Source organism: Salipiger abyssi, from assembly GCF_001975705.1.
Lineage (GTDB): Bacteria > Pseudomonadota > Alphaproteobacteria > Rhodobacterales > Rhodobacteraceae > Salipiger > Salipiger abyssi.
This window is the reverse complement of sequence record NZ_CP015093.1, coordinates 2,250,060-2,265,975: the sequence shown is the minus strand read 5'-3', so window position 1 is coordinate 2,265,975 and position 15,916 is coordinate 2,250,060. Positions and strand designations below refer to the sequence as shown.

General features: G+C 69.4%; 9 protein-coding genes. 3 read left to right on the top strand and 6 right to left on the bottom strand.

The genetic code is table 11. The features are described 5' to 3' along the window. Nucleotide 1 precedes the first annotated feature (1 nt). Complete coding sequence (locus Ga0080574_RS14540; protein WP_076700733.1) at nt 2-1,180, top strand: acetyl-CoA C-acyltransferase family protein; 1,179 nt, start codon at nt 2-4, stop codon at nt 1,178-1,180. Nucleotides 1,181-1,238: 58 nt separating this feature from the next. Here Ga0080574_RS14540 and pbpC read toward each other — a convergent pair whose 3' ends face one another. Genes pbpC through Ga0080574_RS14525 form a run of 3 tightly spaced genes read right to left on the bottom strand, consistent with a single transcriptional unit; the run spans nt 1,239 to nt 9,224 of the window. Further along, nucleotides 1,239-3,260: a penicillin-binding protein 1C gene (gene pbpC, locus Ga0080574_RS14535; protein ID WP_076700729.1), complete on the bottom strand. Its 2,022-nt coding sequence runs from the start codon at nt 3,258-3,260 to the stop codon at nt 1,239-1,241. Continuing rightward, nucleotides 3,253-3,804 (bottom strand): putative glycolipid-binding domain-containing protein, encoded by a 552-nt coding sequence (locus Ga0080574_RS14530; protein WP_076700724.1) that lies wholly within the window; start codon nt 3,802-3,804, stop codon nt 3,253-3,255. The genes pbpC and Ga0080574_RS14530 overlap by 8 nt, the downstream gene beginning before the upstream one ends. Next, nucleotides 3,801-9,224: an alpha-2-macroglobulin family protein gene (locus Ga0080574_RS14525; RefSeq protein WP_076700720.1), complete on the bottom strand. Its 5,424-nt coding sequence runs from the start codon at nt 9,222-9,224 to the stop codon at nt 3,801-3,803. Before Ga0080574_RS14525 ends, Ga0080574_RS14530 begins: the two co-directional genes overlap by 4 nt. Before the next feature lie 136 nt (nt 9,225-9,360). Between Ga0080574_RS14525 and Ga0080574_RS14520 the strand changes: the two genes are divergently transcribed. Continuing rightward, on the top strand, nt 9,361-11,976 hold the full coding sequence (locus Ga0080574_RS14520; protein WP_076700715.1) for a hybrid sensor histidine kinase/response regulator: 2,616 nt from the start codon (nt 9,361-9,363) through the stop codon (nt 11,974-11,976). On the opposite strand, the gene yaaA is transcribed toward Ga0080574_RS14520, so the two are convergent. The 3 genes from yaaA to Ga0080574_RS14505 all read right to left on the bottom strand — a co-directional run bounded on the left by yaaA (nt 11,910) and on the right by Ga0080574_RS14505 (nt 15,171). After that, complete coding sequence (gene yaaA, locus Ga0080574_RS14515) at nt 11,910-12,680, bottom strand: peroxide stress protein YaaA (RefSeq protein ID WP_076700710.1); 771 nt, start codon at nt 12,678-12,680, stop codon at nt 11,910-11,912. The two genes, Ga0080574_RS14520 and yaaA, sit on opposite strands and share 67 nt — an antisense overlap. Before the next feature lie 60 nt (nt 12,681-12,740). Next, the gene (recQ, locus tag Ga0080574_RS14510) at nt 12,741-14,795 is read right to left on the bottom strand and encodes a DNA helicase RecQ (protein WP_076700706.1); all 2,055 of its coding nucleotides are present in this window, start codon (nt 14,793-14,795) and stop codon (nt 12,741-12,743) included. Nucleotides 14,796-14,886: 91 nt separating this feature from the next. Further along, nucleotides 14,887-15,171 carry a YggT family protein gene (locus Ga0080574_RS14505; RefSeq protein ID WP_076700701.1) on the bottom strand — a complete coding sequence of 95 codons (285 nt, stop codon included), beginning with the start codon at nt 15,169-15,171 and terminating at the stop codon, nt 14,887-14,889. Between the two features lie 129 nt (nt 15,172-15,300). On the opposite strand from Ga0080574_RS14505, the gene Ga0080574_RS14500 reads away from it, so the two are divergent. Then, complete coding sequence (locus tag Ga0080574_RS14500) at nt 15,301-15,837, top strand: acyl-CoA thioesterase (RefSeq protein WP_076700697.1); 537 nt, start codon at nt 15,301-15,303, stop codon at nt 15,835-15,837. The last annotated feature ends 79 nt before the right edge of the window (nt 15,838-15,916 follow it).

Sequence of the window (15,916 nt, the reverse complement as noted above, 5' to 3'; positions counted from 1 at the left end):
AATGCCCGACGAGATCGTCATTCTGAGCGGCGCGCGCACCGCCATCGGCACGTTCGGCGGGGCGCTCGCCGGCACGCCGCCCATCGAGCTGGCCACCGTCGCGGCCAAGGCCGCGCTGGAGCGGGCCGGCGTCGAGGGCGGGCAGATCGGCCATGTGGTCTTTGGCCATATCATCAACACCGAGCCGCGCGACATGTATCTCAGCCGCGTGGCGGCGATGCAGGCGGGCGCACCCGATACGGTGCCGGCGATGAACGTCAACCGGCTCTGCGGCTCGGGCGCGCAGGCCATTGTCTCGGCGGCGCAGTCGCTGATGCTCGGGGATGCGGATTTCGCGCTGGCCGGCGGCGCCGACTGCATGTCGCGCTCGCCCTTCATCGTGCCCGATCAGCGCTGGGGCAAGAAGATGGGCGATATCCGTACCATCGACATGATGATCGGCACGCTGAACTGCCCCTTCGGCACCGGCCATATGGGGGTGACCGCCGAGAATGTTGCGAAAGAGCACGGCATCTCCCGCGAGGCGCAGGATGCCTTCGCCGCCGAGAGCCAGACGCGCGCGGCCAGGGCCATCGCCGAGGGCTATTTCAGGGAGCAGATCGTGCCGGTCGAGGTCAAGGCCCGGCGCGAGACGGTGGCTTTCGATACCGACGAGCACCCCAAGGCCACCACGCCCGAGGCGCTGGCGGGGCTGCGCCCGGCCTTCCAGAAGGACGGCACCGTGACGGCGGGCAATGCCAGCGGCATCAATGACGGCGGCGCCGCGCTGGTGCTGGCGCGCGCCGAGGCGGCGGAGACCGCCGGGCTCACACCCCGCGCCCGCATTCTCGGCTATGCCCATTCCGGGGTGCGCCCCGAGGTGATGGGCATCGGCCCGATCCCGGCGGTGAAGACCTTGATGGAACGCACCGGGCTCTCGGTTGCGGATTTCGACGTGATCGAGTCGAACGAGGCCTTTGCGGCGCAGGCGCTGGCGGTGAATGCCGGACTGGGGCTCGACCCGGCCAAGGTGAACCCCAATGGCGGCGCCATCGCGCTCGGCCACCCGGTGGGCGCGACCGGCGCGATCCTGACCGTCAAGGCGATGTACGAACTGGAGCGGACCGGCGGAACGAAGGCGCTGATCACCATGTGCATCGGCGGCGGCCAGGGCATTGCGCTGGCGATTGAACGGATGTGAGGCACATCGCGGATCCGGGCAGGGCGGCGAGCGGCGCCCCGGCGCGCCGCGCCTGACCCTATCGCAACTCGATCGACACCCGCCCCGCCTGCCCGGCCGCGTCGATCACCGACAGCGTCGTGAAGCCCGGCCCCGAGACCGGCGCCAGCAGTGCCTCGCCGCGCAGACGGGTGGCGACCACCTCACCATCGGCGAGCAGCGTATAAGGCGGCACCCCACCGCGCAGCTTCACCGGCACGCCGCGCGGATCGGCGGCGAGCCTCGCGCCCTCGGGCGGAAAGGTCAGGCGCAGCCCGGGCCGCTTCGCCCCGACATCGCCGAAGCGTTGCAGATGCGGCGGCAGCGCGGCATTGCCCACCAGCAGCGTGTCCGGCGGCGGCGCGGGCAACGGCACCGGCTCGGCCCGGGCACGCCCCAGCGCCTCGAAGAGCAGCGGCGCCGCGAGATCGCCGCCGAACGCCCCCGGCACCGGTGTGCCATCGGGCCGCCCGATCCAGACCCCTGCCACATAGCGCCCGTCAAACCCCAGCGCCCAGGCGTCGCGATGCCCGTAGGAGGTGCCGGTCTTGTAGGCCACGCGGCCACGCGGGCCAGCCTGCGGCGGCGGCGCCAGCCCAGCGAGGATATGCCCCACCTGCCAGGCGGCGCGCGGGCTCATCAGCCGCGCGCCCTCGGCCTCGCTCTCCTCCGCCCGCCAGCGCAGCGCCCGCACCTCGCCGCCATTGGCCAGCCCCGCGTAAAGCGTCACCATGTCCCAGAGCGACAGCCCCACGCCGCCGAGGCTCACCGCCAGCCCGGGCGCGCCGCCTTTGGGCAGTTCCGGATGCAGACCCGCCGTCTCCAGCGCCGCCATCAGATGCGCCGACCCCATCGCCTCGGTCAGCCGCACCACGGGGATGTTGAGCGAGAGTTGCAGCGCTCGCGACACCCGCAGCTCACCCCGGAAGCGCCCGTCGAAATTCTGCGGCGCATAGCTGCCGAACTGCACCGGCGTATCTGAGATCAGCGTCTCGGGATGCGCCAGCCCGCGGTCGAAGGCCAGCCCGTAGACCAGCGGCTTCAGCGTCGAGCCCGGCGAGCGCAAAGCTTGCGTCATGTCGACAAAGCCCTGCCCCTCACCGGCGGAATAGTCGGGCGAGCCGATGCTGGCCAACACCTCACCGCTCTGGTGATCGGCGACGATCAGCGCCATGGAGAGCCGCCCGTCGCGCCCGGCCATATAGGTGCGTGCCAGCGCCTCCAGACGGCGTTGCAGCCCCCGGTCGAGCGTCAGATCGTGCCGCCCCGGCCCCTGCGCCACCGCCCTGTCGGCCAGATGCGGCGCGAGCAGCGGAAAGGCGCGGCGGCCCTGCGGCGCCGGGTCGCGCAGCGAGACGCGCGCGGTCTCGGCGTCGATCACCCCGGCGCCCGCCATGCGCGCCAGCACCCGGTCGCGCGCCGCCCGCGCGGCCTCCGGATGCCGGTCCGGGCGTCGCGATTCCGGCGCCTGCGGCAATGCCACAAGCAGCGCCGCCTCGGCGGGGATGAGCCGCGCCGGCTCCTTGCCGAGCCAGGCCAGAGACGCGGCGCGCAGCCCTTCGACATTGCCGCCATAGGACGCAAGCTCCAGATAAAGCTGAAGGATCTGCGCTTTCGACAGCCGCCGCTCCAGCGCCAGCGCCAGCCGGACCTGCCGCAGCTTGCCGCGCCACGCGCCGGTGCTGCCGTCCTCCAGCAGCCGCGCCACCTGCATGGTCAGGGTCGAGGCGCCCGACACGATCCGCCCGGCGCGCAGCCCCTGCCAGGCAGCGCGCGCCGTGGCGATGGTATCGACGCCGGCATGGTCAAAGAACCGCTTGTCCTCATAGGCAACCAGCATGTCGAGAAACAGCGGATCGACCTGATCCAGCGACAGCGCCATGCGCCAGAGCCCGTCCTCCACCGTGTAGGCGCGCAGCAAATGGCCGTCGCGGTCGCGCACCTCGGACGCGGTGGCATGGATCAGCACCGGGATCTCGGTGCGCGCGATCCAGTTATCTGTGGCGTCCCGCGCGAGCGCCACGGACCAGAGCAGCAGCACAAGGGCAAGAAGCCTAGACATCCGCCTCCCACAGCCCCGGATATGTGGTCACGAAGCCGGTCGCATCCACCGCGAGCTGCGTCGCAAAGCCGGTCTGCTCGGCGCTGTAGGCGACGAGATTGCCGCGCTCGCGAATATAGCTCTGATCGAGCGGCGACAGCGCCGGCCCCGGCAGGCGCAGCCAGGCGGACCGGGTGGTGAGCCGCCCGACATCCGGCAGCCGGCGCAGCGGCATCAGGTTGGTGGCGGGGGTAAAGGCGAAATCCACGTCCTCGCAGCCCACGAGATCCGGCTGCGGATCGCCGTTCAGCGTCCAGTCGCCGTCGTCGTTGATCAGCCGCAGCGCCAGATCGCCGCCGCCATGGGTGCCGGTTACATCGGCGCTGAGCGTGCGCCAGTCAGCCCCGATGCGCACCACGTAGTCCAGCGCCGCCCAGCCGGCGCCGTCGCGGAACCGGGCGTGGCCCACCAGCATGTAGCCGCCGTCGAGATGCGCCAGCCGGCACTTGTCTTCGCCGTCGCGGTCAAGCGCGCGCCAGCGGATCGTCGCAATCGTTTCGGTCATTCGATCTCCATGCTGCCAGAGGCGGTGGTGGCGCGGTATTCCGGCCGGTACATATCCTCGACCAGCGCCGCCGGGTGGTGGAAGCTGCCGGGCGAGACCGCGCGCACGATATAGGCCAGCCGGATCGGCGCGTTGCCGTTCTGGTCGACCGCCGCGAGGAACCGGTCGCTGCGGAACTCCGCATGCTGCGTTTCGGCGGGCTCCAGCCAGTCGAGACCCCGGATATCGCCCGCCCGGATCAGGTTGGGATTGTCGATCTCGAACCCGGCGGGCAGCGGATCGTCGATCATCAGCCGGGCATTGGTGTCCTCTGCCGGGCGGATCGTCAGCACCGCCACCAGCCGGTCGCCCTGCTGCACCGGGCCGGAGAGCGGCGCGCCATCCATAGAGAAATATTCCCGAGATAGGGAATAGCCATAGCCGCCCGCCTCGGTGCCGCCCTCGGGCACACCCAGTGCGGTGAGCGTGAGCGGGGTCGGGCCGCTGCCGGTATTGGCGATCTGCATCGGTTCGAGCGCCTCGCCCACGATGCGCCGCAGGAAGGGGCCGGAGACCGGCGTGCCGTCCACCGCGATGCCGGCGGCGGTGGGATCGTCCACCAGCGCATGCGCCGCGAGCAGTGCCCAGGCCTGTTCCTGCGTCGACATCGAGCGTTGCGTGGCGGCGATGCGGGTGACCAGCGCCTCGCGATCCACCGCCGCGCTGCGCGCCGTCGCCGCCAGCGACAGCACCCCCGCCGCGTCGCGCAGAGCCGAGCCGTAATCGGCGCGCCAGAGCTGGCCCTCATTGCCCTGCCCGGCGAACCGCGCGGCGGCCTTGGCAAACATCCGGTCGGCGCGCGTCTGGTCGCCATAGCTGGCCAGCGCAGCCCCGAGCTGCGCCTGCGCCAGCGGCGTGGCGAAGGCATCGGCGCGCTGATCGGCGTAGTAGCGCAGATCGCCGATGGCCGCCTGCCCCTCGCGCGCCAGCACCATCAGCGCATAGGCGATATCCTCGCCGCCCTCTTCGAAATCCGGCGCATAGGCGATGCGGTTGCGGAGATTGTCGAGCGCGGCGTTCAGCGCGGTCTCCGGCACCTCCTGCCCCTCGGCCCGGGCACGGGTGAGAAAGTCGCTGACATAGGCATCGAGCCAGAAATCCCCCGAGCCCGCCTGCCAGAGCCCGAACGCCCCGTTCGCCGCCTGCCGGGTCAGCAGCTTGGTGATCGCCTGACTGACGCGCCTGTCGATCTGCGCCTTGCCGCCGAGCCCCAGCGGCTCGGTCACCGCGCTCATATAGAGCAGCGGCAGCGCCTGCGAGGTCACCTGTTCTGTGCAACCGTAGGGGTAACGGTCGAGCGAGGCGAGCAGCCCCGGCGCATCGAACCGCGCCAGCGGGCCGGCGGAGACGATCACCTCGGCACCGTCGCGGCGCAGACCGGTCAGGGCGCCGCCATCGAGGGTAAAGCTCTGGCCCGGATCGAGCAGGATACGCCGCGTGCGCCCTACGGAGGGATCGTTGGCCCGGATGCCCAGTGTCAGCCTCTTGGTGAGGCGCTTGCCGTCGGGCGTGGTCAGTGCCAGCGTCAACGCATGATCGCCGGGATTGCCGGCGGTTATCGGCACGCTCAGCCGCTGCGTCTCGCCCTCGCCCAGCGTCACCGAGGCCGGCACGGCGCCGGCATCCAGCGTCAGCCCTGTCGCACCGATCTCCAGCCCCATCTCGCCGGTGGCGCTGGTTGCATGGGTGATCTCCAGCAGCATCCGCGTACTGTCGCCGGGCGCCAGAAAGCGCGGCAGCGAGGCGGTCATCACCACCGGGTCGCGCACCAGAACGTCTTGCTCCGCCTGCCCCACCGCCGTGTCGCTCCAGGCCACCGCCATGAGCCGCACGGTGCCATTGAAATCGGGCATGTCGAAACTGACCTCGGCACGCCCGTCCGGGCCCACCGTCACCGGGCCGGAGAACAGCGCCACCAGCTCCTCTGTCGGCGGCGGCGATTGCATCCGCAGCGAGGCCCCCGCATCGCCGCCGGAGCGGATCGTGCCCATGGCGCCGTTCATACCGTCGATGAGCCGGCCATAGATATCGCGGATCTCCACCCCCAGCCGGCGCTGGCCGAAATAATGCGCCGAGGGGTCGGGGCTGTCGAAGCCGGTCAGGTTAAGAATGCCCAGATCGACGGCGGCCACGGTGACATGGGCGGTCTCGCCCTCGGCCACGCCCTCCACCGTGACGGCGGCGGTCAGCGGCCCGCGCGGGGCGCTTTCCTCCGGCGCGTCAAAGCTCACATCGAGCTGCCGCGCCCCCGGGTCGATGCCCGCATGCGCGAGCCCGAGGCTGCGCGCCGGGTTCTGCCCGGCGGCCACATCCATGGGCCGGACCACCTGCGCCGTGACATAGGCGCCGGCGCCCCATTCCTCTGTCACCGGCAGGTCGATCACGCTCTCGCCCTCGGCGACCTCGACCGCCCGCATGGCGATCACCCGGTCGGCCAGCACCGTCACCAGCGCCTTGCCCGCATAGCGCGGCACGATGCGCAGATGCGCGGTATCGCCCGGCGCATAGGCCGGCTTGTCGAGCGACAGCTCCAGCGTGTCGGGCGTGTCGAGCGCCCCGGCGGCAGCATACCAGCCGGCGCTGAACCCGACCGAAGAGCCGACATAACCGCCGCCCGTACGCTCCACCACCAGCTCGTATTCACCCCAGTCGAGACCGGCGGCCACGCGCAGCGGCTCTGCGCCCAGCGTGGCGCTGCCGCTGGTCACGGTGGTCCGCGTGGTCACCGGCTCCCAGTTCCAGTTGCCGTAGAGCTGATACCACTGGTAGCGCGTGGTCACACGGTTGATCCGCCATTCCACCTCCATCGGCACCGGCGTCAGATCCGGCCCCACCGCTTGCAGCAGAAAGCTTGCCTCGCCCCCCTCCGGCAGCATGCCGTCAAATTCCGGGCGGATGCCGATCATCGGCCCGGCGGGCGCCATGGGCCGCGTGATCGTGCGCTCCACCGGGCGGCCCGAGCCCTCGGCAACGCGCAGGGTCAAGCGCGCCTCCTGCGGCTGGCCGGTCGCGGCGTCTGGCAATGGCAGGGCGAGCTGCGCAAGGCCCTGCGCGTCGGTGCGCAGATCGGCCGGGAAGCTGCGGGTCTGCGGGTTGGCGCCCTCGTCATGGCGTCCGAAGCGATAGCCCGGCAGCGCGTCGAGCGTGGTTTTCGGCGACAGCGTCAGCTCGCCCTCGATGGGCAGATCTGCGCCCGGCGCACCGAAGAGATAGCGCGCCTCGACATCCAGCATCGGCGGGGCATCGCGGCGGATCGGGGCGTCGGGCAGCGCAAGCTCGACGTCGATGCGCTCGGGCACGAAATCCTCGACCAGCAACGTCTGGCTGACCAGCGCCGGCGCCTCCGGATCGGCGAAAAGCGCCAGCCGCCAGGTGCCGCGCGGCACCGAGGGCGCCAGCGGCAGGGTGAAAACATGGCCGCCATCGACCCCATCCGCGGACACACGCCGCGTATGTTCCACCCCGTCCGGGCGGGTCAGCACGGCAGTCAGCGGCACATCGCCCACCGCCTGTACCTGCCGGTCGCGCAGCAGCGCGGTGGCGTGGATCGTCTCACCGGCGCGATAGGCGCCCCGGTCGGTGGTCAGGAAGGCATCGAGCGGCCCGCCCGGCTCGCGCCCCTCGACGCCCCGGTCGGAAAGGTCGAAGGCCGGATCGGTGAGCGAGAGAAAGGCGATATCCTCTTCGCCGCGCGCGGCGGTGACCAGCGCCGGCGCGGCGCCACCGGTGCCGCGCGTGAGCCCGGCGGGGAACTGCGCCACGCCCTGCGAGTCGGTGATGACCGTGCCCAGCGGGCGGTTGGCGCGCGACAGCAGCGTGACCTCCAGCCCCTCCAGCGGCGCGGCATCGGAAAGCGCGCGGGCAAAGACCGTCAGCCCGTCGCTGCCGGCCAGCGTGGTCAGCCCGATATCGGAGAGCACGAACCACTGCGTCGCACCGGAGGTGTCGTCGCGCTCGGCACCGGGCACCGAGGCGCTCAGCGCATAGATCCCCGCCGGCAGATCGCCCACCACCTCGCCCATCGGCAGCCGCGTGGTGATATCGGCGTTCAGCCGGTTCTCCACCTCGCCTTTGCCGGTCCAGATTTCCTCGGCCAGCTCCTCGGCAAAGCGCTGCTCCTGCCAGCGCGACAGGGGCCGTCCGAAATAGCTGTCCTGAATGGCGCGGATCAGGTTGCGGTCGGAGACCCGGCGCAGCGTCAGGTCCAGCTCCGAGAGGTTCACCGTCTCGACCGGCAGCCCGGCATCGGCGCTTTTCGGCAGTACATAGGCGCGGCCCGGAAAGCTGACGCTCGGCGAGCGGTCGCGCACATAGGCGCTGATCGGCACATCGCGCAGCAGCGCCTCGCCCTCCGCCGAGGGCAGCCCGGCGCGGAAGGTCAGCGCATAGCGCTCGCCATGCGCCACCCCGGTGACGCAGACGCGGCGATCATCCGAAGTGACCGCGAGTTTCGGATCGGGCAGCCGGACATATTGCGTGTAGTCCTGCCCGGCGCGGATCAGCGGCTCGGAGAACTCGGCACAGATACGTGGCGCGGCGCTGTCGGCCTCGACCGTATGCTCGACGATGCGGAAGCCGTATTGCGCGATGGCCCGGTCGAGCGCCCGGTCGATATCGTCGCGCGGACCAAAGCTTTGTGCCAGCCGCAGTGCCGGGATCATCAGCCTGCCGCGCCCGGCCTCTTCCAGCGCTTCGGAAAGTTGCAGCATCGCCGTGGCGCGCTGCGGCGCCGGGCCTGCGCGCAGATAGCCATTGATCGCCGCCAGCGCGGCGCGGCGGGTGAGCGCCGAGCGGTTGTTGCTGTTGCGCGCCGTGGCCTGGGCCAGCGCCAGCCGCCCGTAATCGAGCCAGAGGTCGGCGGCATCGCTCTGCGCCAGCGCCGCGCCGGTCCAGTTCAGCGCGGCGGAGAGGTTGCCCTGCGCCTCGGCATCGCGCGCCGCATCCAGCAGCGCCTGCACCGACCACTTGCCGCCTGCATGGCGCATCCCCAGCGCCGCCGCCTCGGCGTGGGCCTCGTCGAGATCACCCTCGCCCAGAAACGCCAGATCGGCCCGCCGCGCCTGCGCCTGCGCGACCACCCCGGGATCGGCGGCAACCACCTGTGCCGAAACCGCGCCGTCGAAGGGTCGCCGCTCGGTGATGCCCGATTTCGGAAAACAGACGCTTGCAGCGGTGTTGTAGGTGAAGGCACCACAATCCCGGTCGTTGAGGCAGAGATTTTGGCAGGCCTCAAGCGAGCTGTCATAGAGCGCCTGGAGGTCGGAGCCGTAGAAATCCATGTCGCGGCTGACCACGAGCCGGCGCTCTGGCATCGCATCCTGGGCGAGGCTGGCGCCGGCGGTGCAAAGCCCGGCCAGCAGAGCCATCAGAAAACGGCGCATCCTGCAAACTCCTCCTGAACAACGATCTTATCGTGCCCCCCGTGATCCCGGAAGGCAACGATTCCCCGGTGCGGCCTTAAGGCGATCTTCACCAAGCGCAGCCCATTCTGCCGCCGATCAAGGAGGCGACGAGGGCATGAGTCTCACGGCACGGCTGGCCGAGGAGCGCCGCGCGCGGCTGGCGGCGGAACGCCTGCTTGAACTCAAGCAGGCGGAGCTCTTTGCCGCCAATCGCAAGCTCGACAAGCACGCCCGCGCGCTCAGCCACGAGATTCACGAGACCCGCGCGCAGATGACCGAGGTGCGCACCGAGAACCGGCTGGTGAAATCGCAGCTCGGCCAGGCGCATGAAAAGATCGAGCTGGTCGAGGGTCAGCTTTGGAAGGCGCTCCAGACCATGCGCGACGGCTTTGCCATGTTCAGCGCCGACCGCATGATGGAGCTTGCCAACCCCGCCTATCTCGCCCCGTTCGAGGGGCTCGACACGATCGGCCCCGGCGCCAGCTATCGCCATGTGCTGGAAATGATGGTGGAGGAGGGGATCGTCGACCTTCAGGGCGAGCACAGCCGCGCCTGGCGCGACCGCATGCTCGCGCGCTGGGATCAGGATCCGATCCCGTCGGAGACGATCCGGCTCTGGTCCGGGCAGTTCATCAAGATCCAGGAACGACACATGCCGGATGGCGGAATCGTCTCGCTCGGCGTCGACATCACCGAGCTGATGCGCATGTGGTCCGCCATCGAGGAGCTGCCCGACGGGTTCGTGATCTACGACCCCGAGGACCGGCTGCTGATGTGCAACGACCCCTATCGCCGGATCTACGACAAGAGCGCCCCGGCCATCCAGCCCGGCGCCAGTTTTGAGGATATCCTGCGCTACGGGCTCGATCATGGCCAATATGCAGAGGCCGTGGGGCGCGAGGAGGAGTGGATCGAAGAGCGGCTTGCGGCGCATCGCGATGCGGTGCAGGAACTGGAGCAGCAGCTCGCCGACGGGCGCTGGCTGCGCATTTACGAACGCCCGCTCTCGGATGGCGGCCGGGTCGGGCTGCGCATCGACATTTCCGACATCAAGCAGACCCAGCACGAATTGCAGGAGGCGATGCAGCGCGCCGAGGCGGCGAACCGCGCCAAATCCTCCTTCCTCGCCAATATGAGCCACGAGATCCGCACACCGATGAACGGGGTGGTCGGCATGGCGGATCTGCTGCGCGAGTCCGAGCTCAGCGAAGAGCAGAAGCTTTATGTCGACACGATCCGCAGCTCGGGCGAGGCGCTGCTGGTGATCATCAACGACATTCTCGACTATTCCAAGATCGAGGCGGAAAAGCTGGAGCTGAAGCCCGAACCCTTCGATCTCGAACGCGCGGTGCATGAGGTGATGCTGCTGTTGCAGCCGGCGGCGCGCGAAAAGGGGCTCGACCTGCTGGTCGATTACGACCTCTTCCTGCCCACCCATTTTGTCGGCGACCCAGGGCGCATGCGGCAGATCCTCACCAATCTGGTGGGCAACGCGGTGAAATTCACCGTCGAGGGGCATGTGCTCGTCCGGGTGACCGGCTCCACCGGCGACGACGGCATCGCCGCCGTGCATGTCACCGTCGAGGACACCGGCGTCGGTATCCCCGAGGACAAGCGCGACCATGTCTTCGGCGAGTTCAACCAGGCCGAGGATGACCGCAACCGCCAGTTCGAGGGCACCGGGCTGGGGCTCGCCATCACCCGCCGGCTGGTCGGGCTGATGGGCGGCGAGGTCTGGCTGGACTCAGAGCCGGGCCAGGGCTCGTGCTTCGGCTTCCGCGTCGCGCTCCGGGCCGAAGATCCGGTACAGCCCGAGGCGGTGGCGCTGCCCGAGGGGCTGAAGCGCGTGCTGCTGGTGGACGATCACGCGCTGAACCGCGCGATCCTGACGCAGCAGCTCGAACGGCTGGGCCTCGCGGTCGATCACTGCAAGACCGGCAACGAGGCGCTCGACCGCATGGCCGCGCCGCCGGATCTGGTGATCGCCGAGCAGGAGCTGCCCGACATGACGGGCGGCGATCTGGCCCGGGCGCTGACACGGCTGCGCGCGGGCCAGCCGGTGATCCTCCTCTCCGCCGAGCCGCAGCCACCCGGTGGCCGCGAAACCCTGCGCCATGTGCATATGGTCCTGCCGAAACCGGCCCCGCGCCGCAACCTCTTTGCCGCGCTGGAAACCGTGACCATGCCGGAGGCCGGGGCCGCCCCGGTGCAGGGGCCGCCCCCGCCGTCCGACATCGCGCCGCAACCGCCGCCCGACACCGCGCCTGCGGATGCGCCGCCGGGGCGCACGCTCGATGTGCTGCTGGCCGAGGACAACCGCACCAATCAGCTGGTCTTTCGCAAGATGGCGGCACGGCTCGCCACGCCGCTCAGCCTGCGCATCGCTGCGAACGGCTTCGAGGTGGTGCAGGCCTATCGCAAGCGGCGCCCGGATCTGATCTTCATGGATATCTCCATGCCCCGGATGGACGGCAAGGAGGCCACGCGCGAGATCCGCGCGCTGGAACCCGAGGGTGCCCGCGTCCCGATCATCGCGGTGACCGCGCATGCCATGGAAAGCGACCGCGAGGCGATCCTCGCGGCGGGGCTCGACGATTACCTCAGCAAACCGCTGCGCAAGGCAGAGCTGGCGCGGCTGGTGGAGAAATGGGGCGCTCTGGCCGATCAGGCGTCGGCGGCGCGGACAAACACCGGCTTGTCGGGGGTGGAGAGCGCCTCCGACCAGGCATAACCGCCGGTGTCGAAATCGCGCAGCGCATCGGGGTTGGTCAGCCGGCGCTGCACGATGAAGCGCGCCATCGCGCCGCGGGCGCGCTTGGCATAGAAGCTGACGATCTTCGGCGTGCCGTTCTTGTCTTCCATGAATTGCGGAGTGATCACCCGCAGCTTCAGCGCCTTTTCGTCCACCGCGCCGAAATATTCCTGGCTGGCGCAATTCACCAGCACATCGGTGCCGGCGGCCTCGGCCTCTTCGTTCAGCGCCTTGGCGATCTTGTCGCCCCAGTAATCGTAGAGCGAGCCGCCGCGCCGGGTCTTCAGCCGCGAGCCCATTTCCAGCCGGTATTGCTGGATGCCGTCGAGCGGCCGCAGCACACCGTAGAGCCCCGACAGGATGCGCAGGTGATCCTGCGCCCAGGCCATCTCCTCGGCATCGAGCGAGGCGGCCTCAAGCCCCTGATAGGTGTCGCCGGCAAAGCCCAGCGCGGCGGGGCGCAGGGTCTCGGCCTCGGGCGTCTCGGAGAAATCGCGGAACCGGTCGCGGTTGAGCTTTGCCAGATCGTCGGACAGCTTCATCAGCGATTTCAGCTCGCCCAGCGTCAGATTGCGCGCCGTCTTGGCGAGCTTGACCGCCTCGTCTGCAAAGCGCGGCTCTGTCATCTCGACATCGCGTTCCGACCAGTCCAGCCGCTTGGCCGGAGACACCACCACCAGCATCGCATATCCCCCTTGGTTGCACCGGATGACATTCCGCCTTTGGAATGCCTATCGCCCGATCTAGCCCGCCTCGCTCAGAACGTCCAGAAACGCGGCGCCGAACCGGTCGAAACGCCGCTCGCCCAGCAGCCGCGCCATCTCGTCGGGCTGGCCGGGCCGCATCTGCGCCACCTTGGCCAGCAGCGAGGCGGAACAGGAGAGCGGTTTCTCCGTCCCGTCCGCACCGCGCGCCAGATCCGCCTGCACCGTCATCAGCGCATCATAGGTCGAGCCCGCCTCGCGCCCCGCCAGCTTGCGCCGGGTCGGGTGCATCTCCTCCTCCGCGCCGGTGATCACCGAGAGGAACTCGGCACCATAGCGTTCGAGCTTCTTGGCCCCCACCCCGTTGATCCGCGCCATGTCGTCGAGCGTGGCGGGCCGGCCCTCGGCCATCTCGATCAGGGTGCGGTCGGGGAAGATCATGTAGGCGGGCAGCGAGGCCGCCTCGGCCAGCGCGCGGCGCTTGGCCTTGAGCGCCGAAAGCAGCGGCGCGTCCTCTTCATTGACCAGCGTCTTGACCTGCGGGCGGCGCTCGGCAGCGCGGTCGATCACATCGCGGCGGAGCTGGATGGTCTGCTCACCGCGCAGGATCGGCAGGGCGTCGTCGGTCATCACCAGCGCGCCGTGGCGTTCGGGATCGGGACGCACGAGATCGCGCCCCATCATCTGCCGGAACACCGCCTGCCACTGGCCCTTTTTGAGATCGCGGCCCACACCGAATGTGGGCAACTGATCGTGCCGGCGCTGGCGCACCTTGTCGGTCTCGTTGCCGATCAGAATGTCGATGAGATGACCCGCGCCGAAATTCTCGCCCGTCCGCAGCGCCGCCGACAGCGCCTTGCGCACCGCCTCGGTGCCGTCGAACACCTCCGGCGGCTTGTCGCAGAGATCGCAATTGCCGCAGGGCTCGGAGGCCTCGCCGAAATAGCGCAGGAGCTGCTGGCGCCGGCAGCCCAGCGCCTCGGCCAGCCCCAGAAGCGCGTTGAGCCTTGCGTGATCCGCCGACCGGCGTTCCGGCGGCGCCATGCCCTCGTCGATCTGGGCGCGGCGCAGGCGGATATCGTCGGCGCCGTAGAGCGTCATGGTCTCGGCCGGGGCACCGTCGCGCCCGGCACGGCCGATCTCCTGATAATAGGCCTCGATGCTTTTCGGCAGATCCGCATGAGCGACCCAGCGGATATCGGGCTTGTCGACCCCCATGCCGAAGGCAACCGTCGCCACCACGATCAGCCCGTCCTCCTTGGCGAAACGCTCCTCGACGGCGCGGCGGGCCTCCGCCTCCATGCCGCCGTGGTAGAAACAGGCGCTGTGCCCGTCCTCACGCAGCGCCTGGGCGATGCCCTCGGTCTTGGCGCGGGTGCCGCAATAGACGATGCCCGAGCGGCCCTTGCGCGCGGCGGCAAAGCGCAGGATCTGCGTGCGCGGGCTGTCCTTGGGCTTGAAGGCGAGATGGATATTGGGCCGGTCGAAACCGCGCAGGAAGGTCTGCGGCGCCTCCCCGTCAAACAGCCGCTGGACGATCTCGCCCTGCGTCTCCTGATCGGCGGTGGCGGTAAAGGCGGCCAGCGGCACGCCCAGGGCGCGGCGCAGCTCGCCGATGCGCAGGTAATCCGGGCGGAAGTCATGACCCCACTGGCTGACGCAATGCGCCTCGTCCACGGCGATGAGGCTCACCCCCGCCTGTGCCAGCATCCGCTGCGCGCCGCCCGAGGCCAGCCGCTCCGGCGCCAGATAGAGCAGCTTGAGCGTGCCCTCCGACAGCATGTCCCAGACCGCATCGGTCTCTTCCTGGGTATTGCCCGAGGTCAGCGCCCCGGCGGCCACCCCGGCCTCGCGCAGCGCACGCACCTGGTCGCGCATCAGCGCAATCAGCGGCGAGATCACCACGGTGACCCCGCCCCGCATCAGCGCGGGAAGCTGGTAGCACAGCGACTTGCCGCCGCCAGTGGGCATGATGGCCAGCACATTGTCGCCCCGCGCCACGGCATCGACGATCTCGCCCTGACCGGGACGGAAGGCGTCGAAGCCGAAGACTTCTTTCAGCAGCGCCTCACCGGGCACAGTATCGCGGGGCATGAGAGTACCTGCGGAATTATCGCTAAATCTGCTCTATTCCGCACAGTCTCATACTAAGAATTGGTGAACAAGGCCGCCTGGCCCGGAAATATCACCCGAAGAGCAGCGTCGGCAGAATATAGTCGCGCAGCGAGATCACGATGATGAACACCACCAGCGGCGCCAGATCCAGCGGATGCGTGTCGGGCAGGATGCGGCGGATCGGCTGATAGATCGGCTCCAGCAGGCGATTGAGCCCGGTCCAGATCTGGCCGACGATGGGCTGACGCAGGTTCAGCACGTTGAAATTGATGAGCCAGCTCATGATGATATGCACAATCATAATGAAGAAGATCACATCGAGGACCAGCTTCAGCGGGCCGTAAACTGCCATCATCGGTATCGGTTTCCTTTGTCTGACCGCGCTCACAGGTAAGCATCCCGGGCGCCGAGGGCAAGAGTGCCGCGAGGTCTTGGTTGACGCTGCGGCGCCGCATGCGCTTCTTGGCCGCAAAAGGAGGCGCCCATGTTCCCGTTCATCCGCATGGCCAAGGAAATCTGGCTCACCCGCAAGCAGCCGGCGCTTGCCCATGACGGCGTGCATGTGTCGCACCACATGTGCTGGCCCTGGGATCTGGATATGTGGAACGAGCTCAACAACGGCCGCACGCTGACCCTGCTCGATCTCGGGCGGTTCCCGCTGGCGATGCGCACGGGGCTGATCGGAGCACTGAGGCGCGAGCGCTGGCGGCTGACCATGGCCGGCGTGGTGGTGCGCTATCGCCGGCGCATCCAGACCTTCGAGCGGGTCGAGATGCACTCGCGACTGATCGGCTGGGACCGGCGGTTTCTCTATATCGAGCAGAGCCTGTGGAAAGCGGACGGAGACTGCGCCACCCATGCGGTCTATCGCGCCGCCGTCACCGACCGCAACGGCATCGTCGGCACCGACCGGGTGTCGGTGGCCATGGGCATAGCCTCCCCCGCGCCGGAGCTTCCGATCTGGGTGCAGCACTGGCTGCGCGCCGAGGACGAACGCCCCTGGCCGCCGGAGCGCGGCTGACGCAAAGGCAGGCAAGGGCGCCGCAGGGTCGCCCTGCGACACGCATTTCGGCTTGCCAGCCCTAGCCCCCCTCTGTTCT

Bases quoted from the DNA above. Each gene is read 5' to 3' on its own strand.
- Ga0080574_RS14505 (WP_076700701.1), bottom strand. From the start codon at position 15,171: ATGATGGCAGTTTACGGCCCGCTGAAGCTGGTCCTCGATGTGATCTTC.
- yaaA (WP_076700710.1), bottom strand. From the start codon at position 12,680: ATGCTGGTGGTGGTGTCTCCGGCCAAGCGGCTGGACTGGTCGGAACGC.
- pbpC (WP_076700729.1), bottom strand. From the start codon at position 3,260: ATGTCTAGGCTTCTTGCCCTTGTGCTGCTGCTCTGGTCCGTGGCGCTC.
- Ga0080574_RS14530 (WP_076700724.1), bottom strand. From the start codon at position 3,804: ATGACCGAAACGATTGCGACGATCCGCTGGCGCGCGCTTGACCGCGAC.
- Ga0080574_RS14520 (WP_076700715.1), top strand. From the start codon at position 9,361: ATGAGTCTCACGGCACGGCTGGCCGAGGAGCGCCGCGCGCGGCTGGCG.
- Ga0080574_RS14500 (WP_076700697.1), top strand. From the start codon at position 15,301: ATGTTCCCGTTCATCCGCATGGCCAAGGAAATCTGGCTCACCCGCAAG.
- recQ (WP_076700706.1), bottom strand. From the start codon at position 14,795: ATGCCCCGCGATACTGTGCCCGGTGAGGCGCTGCTGAAAGAAGTCTTC.
- Ga0080574_RS14525 (WP_076700720.1), bottom strand. From the start codon at position 9,224: ATGCGCCGTTTTCTGATGGCTCTGCTGGCCGGGCTTTGCACCGCCGGC.
- Ga0080574_RS14540 (WP_076700733.1), top strand. From the start codon at position 2: ATGCCCGACGAGATCGTCATTCTGAGCGGCGCGCGCACCGCCATCGGC.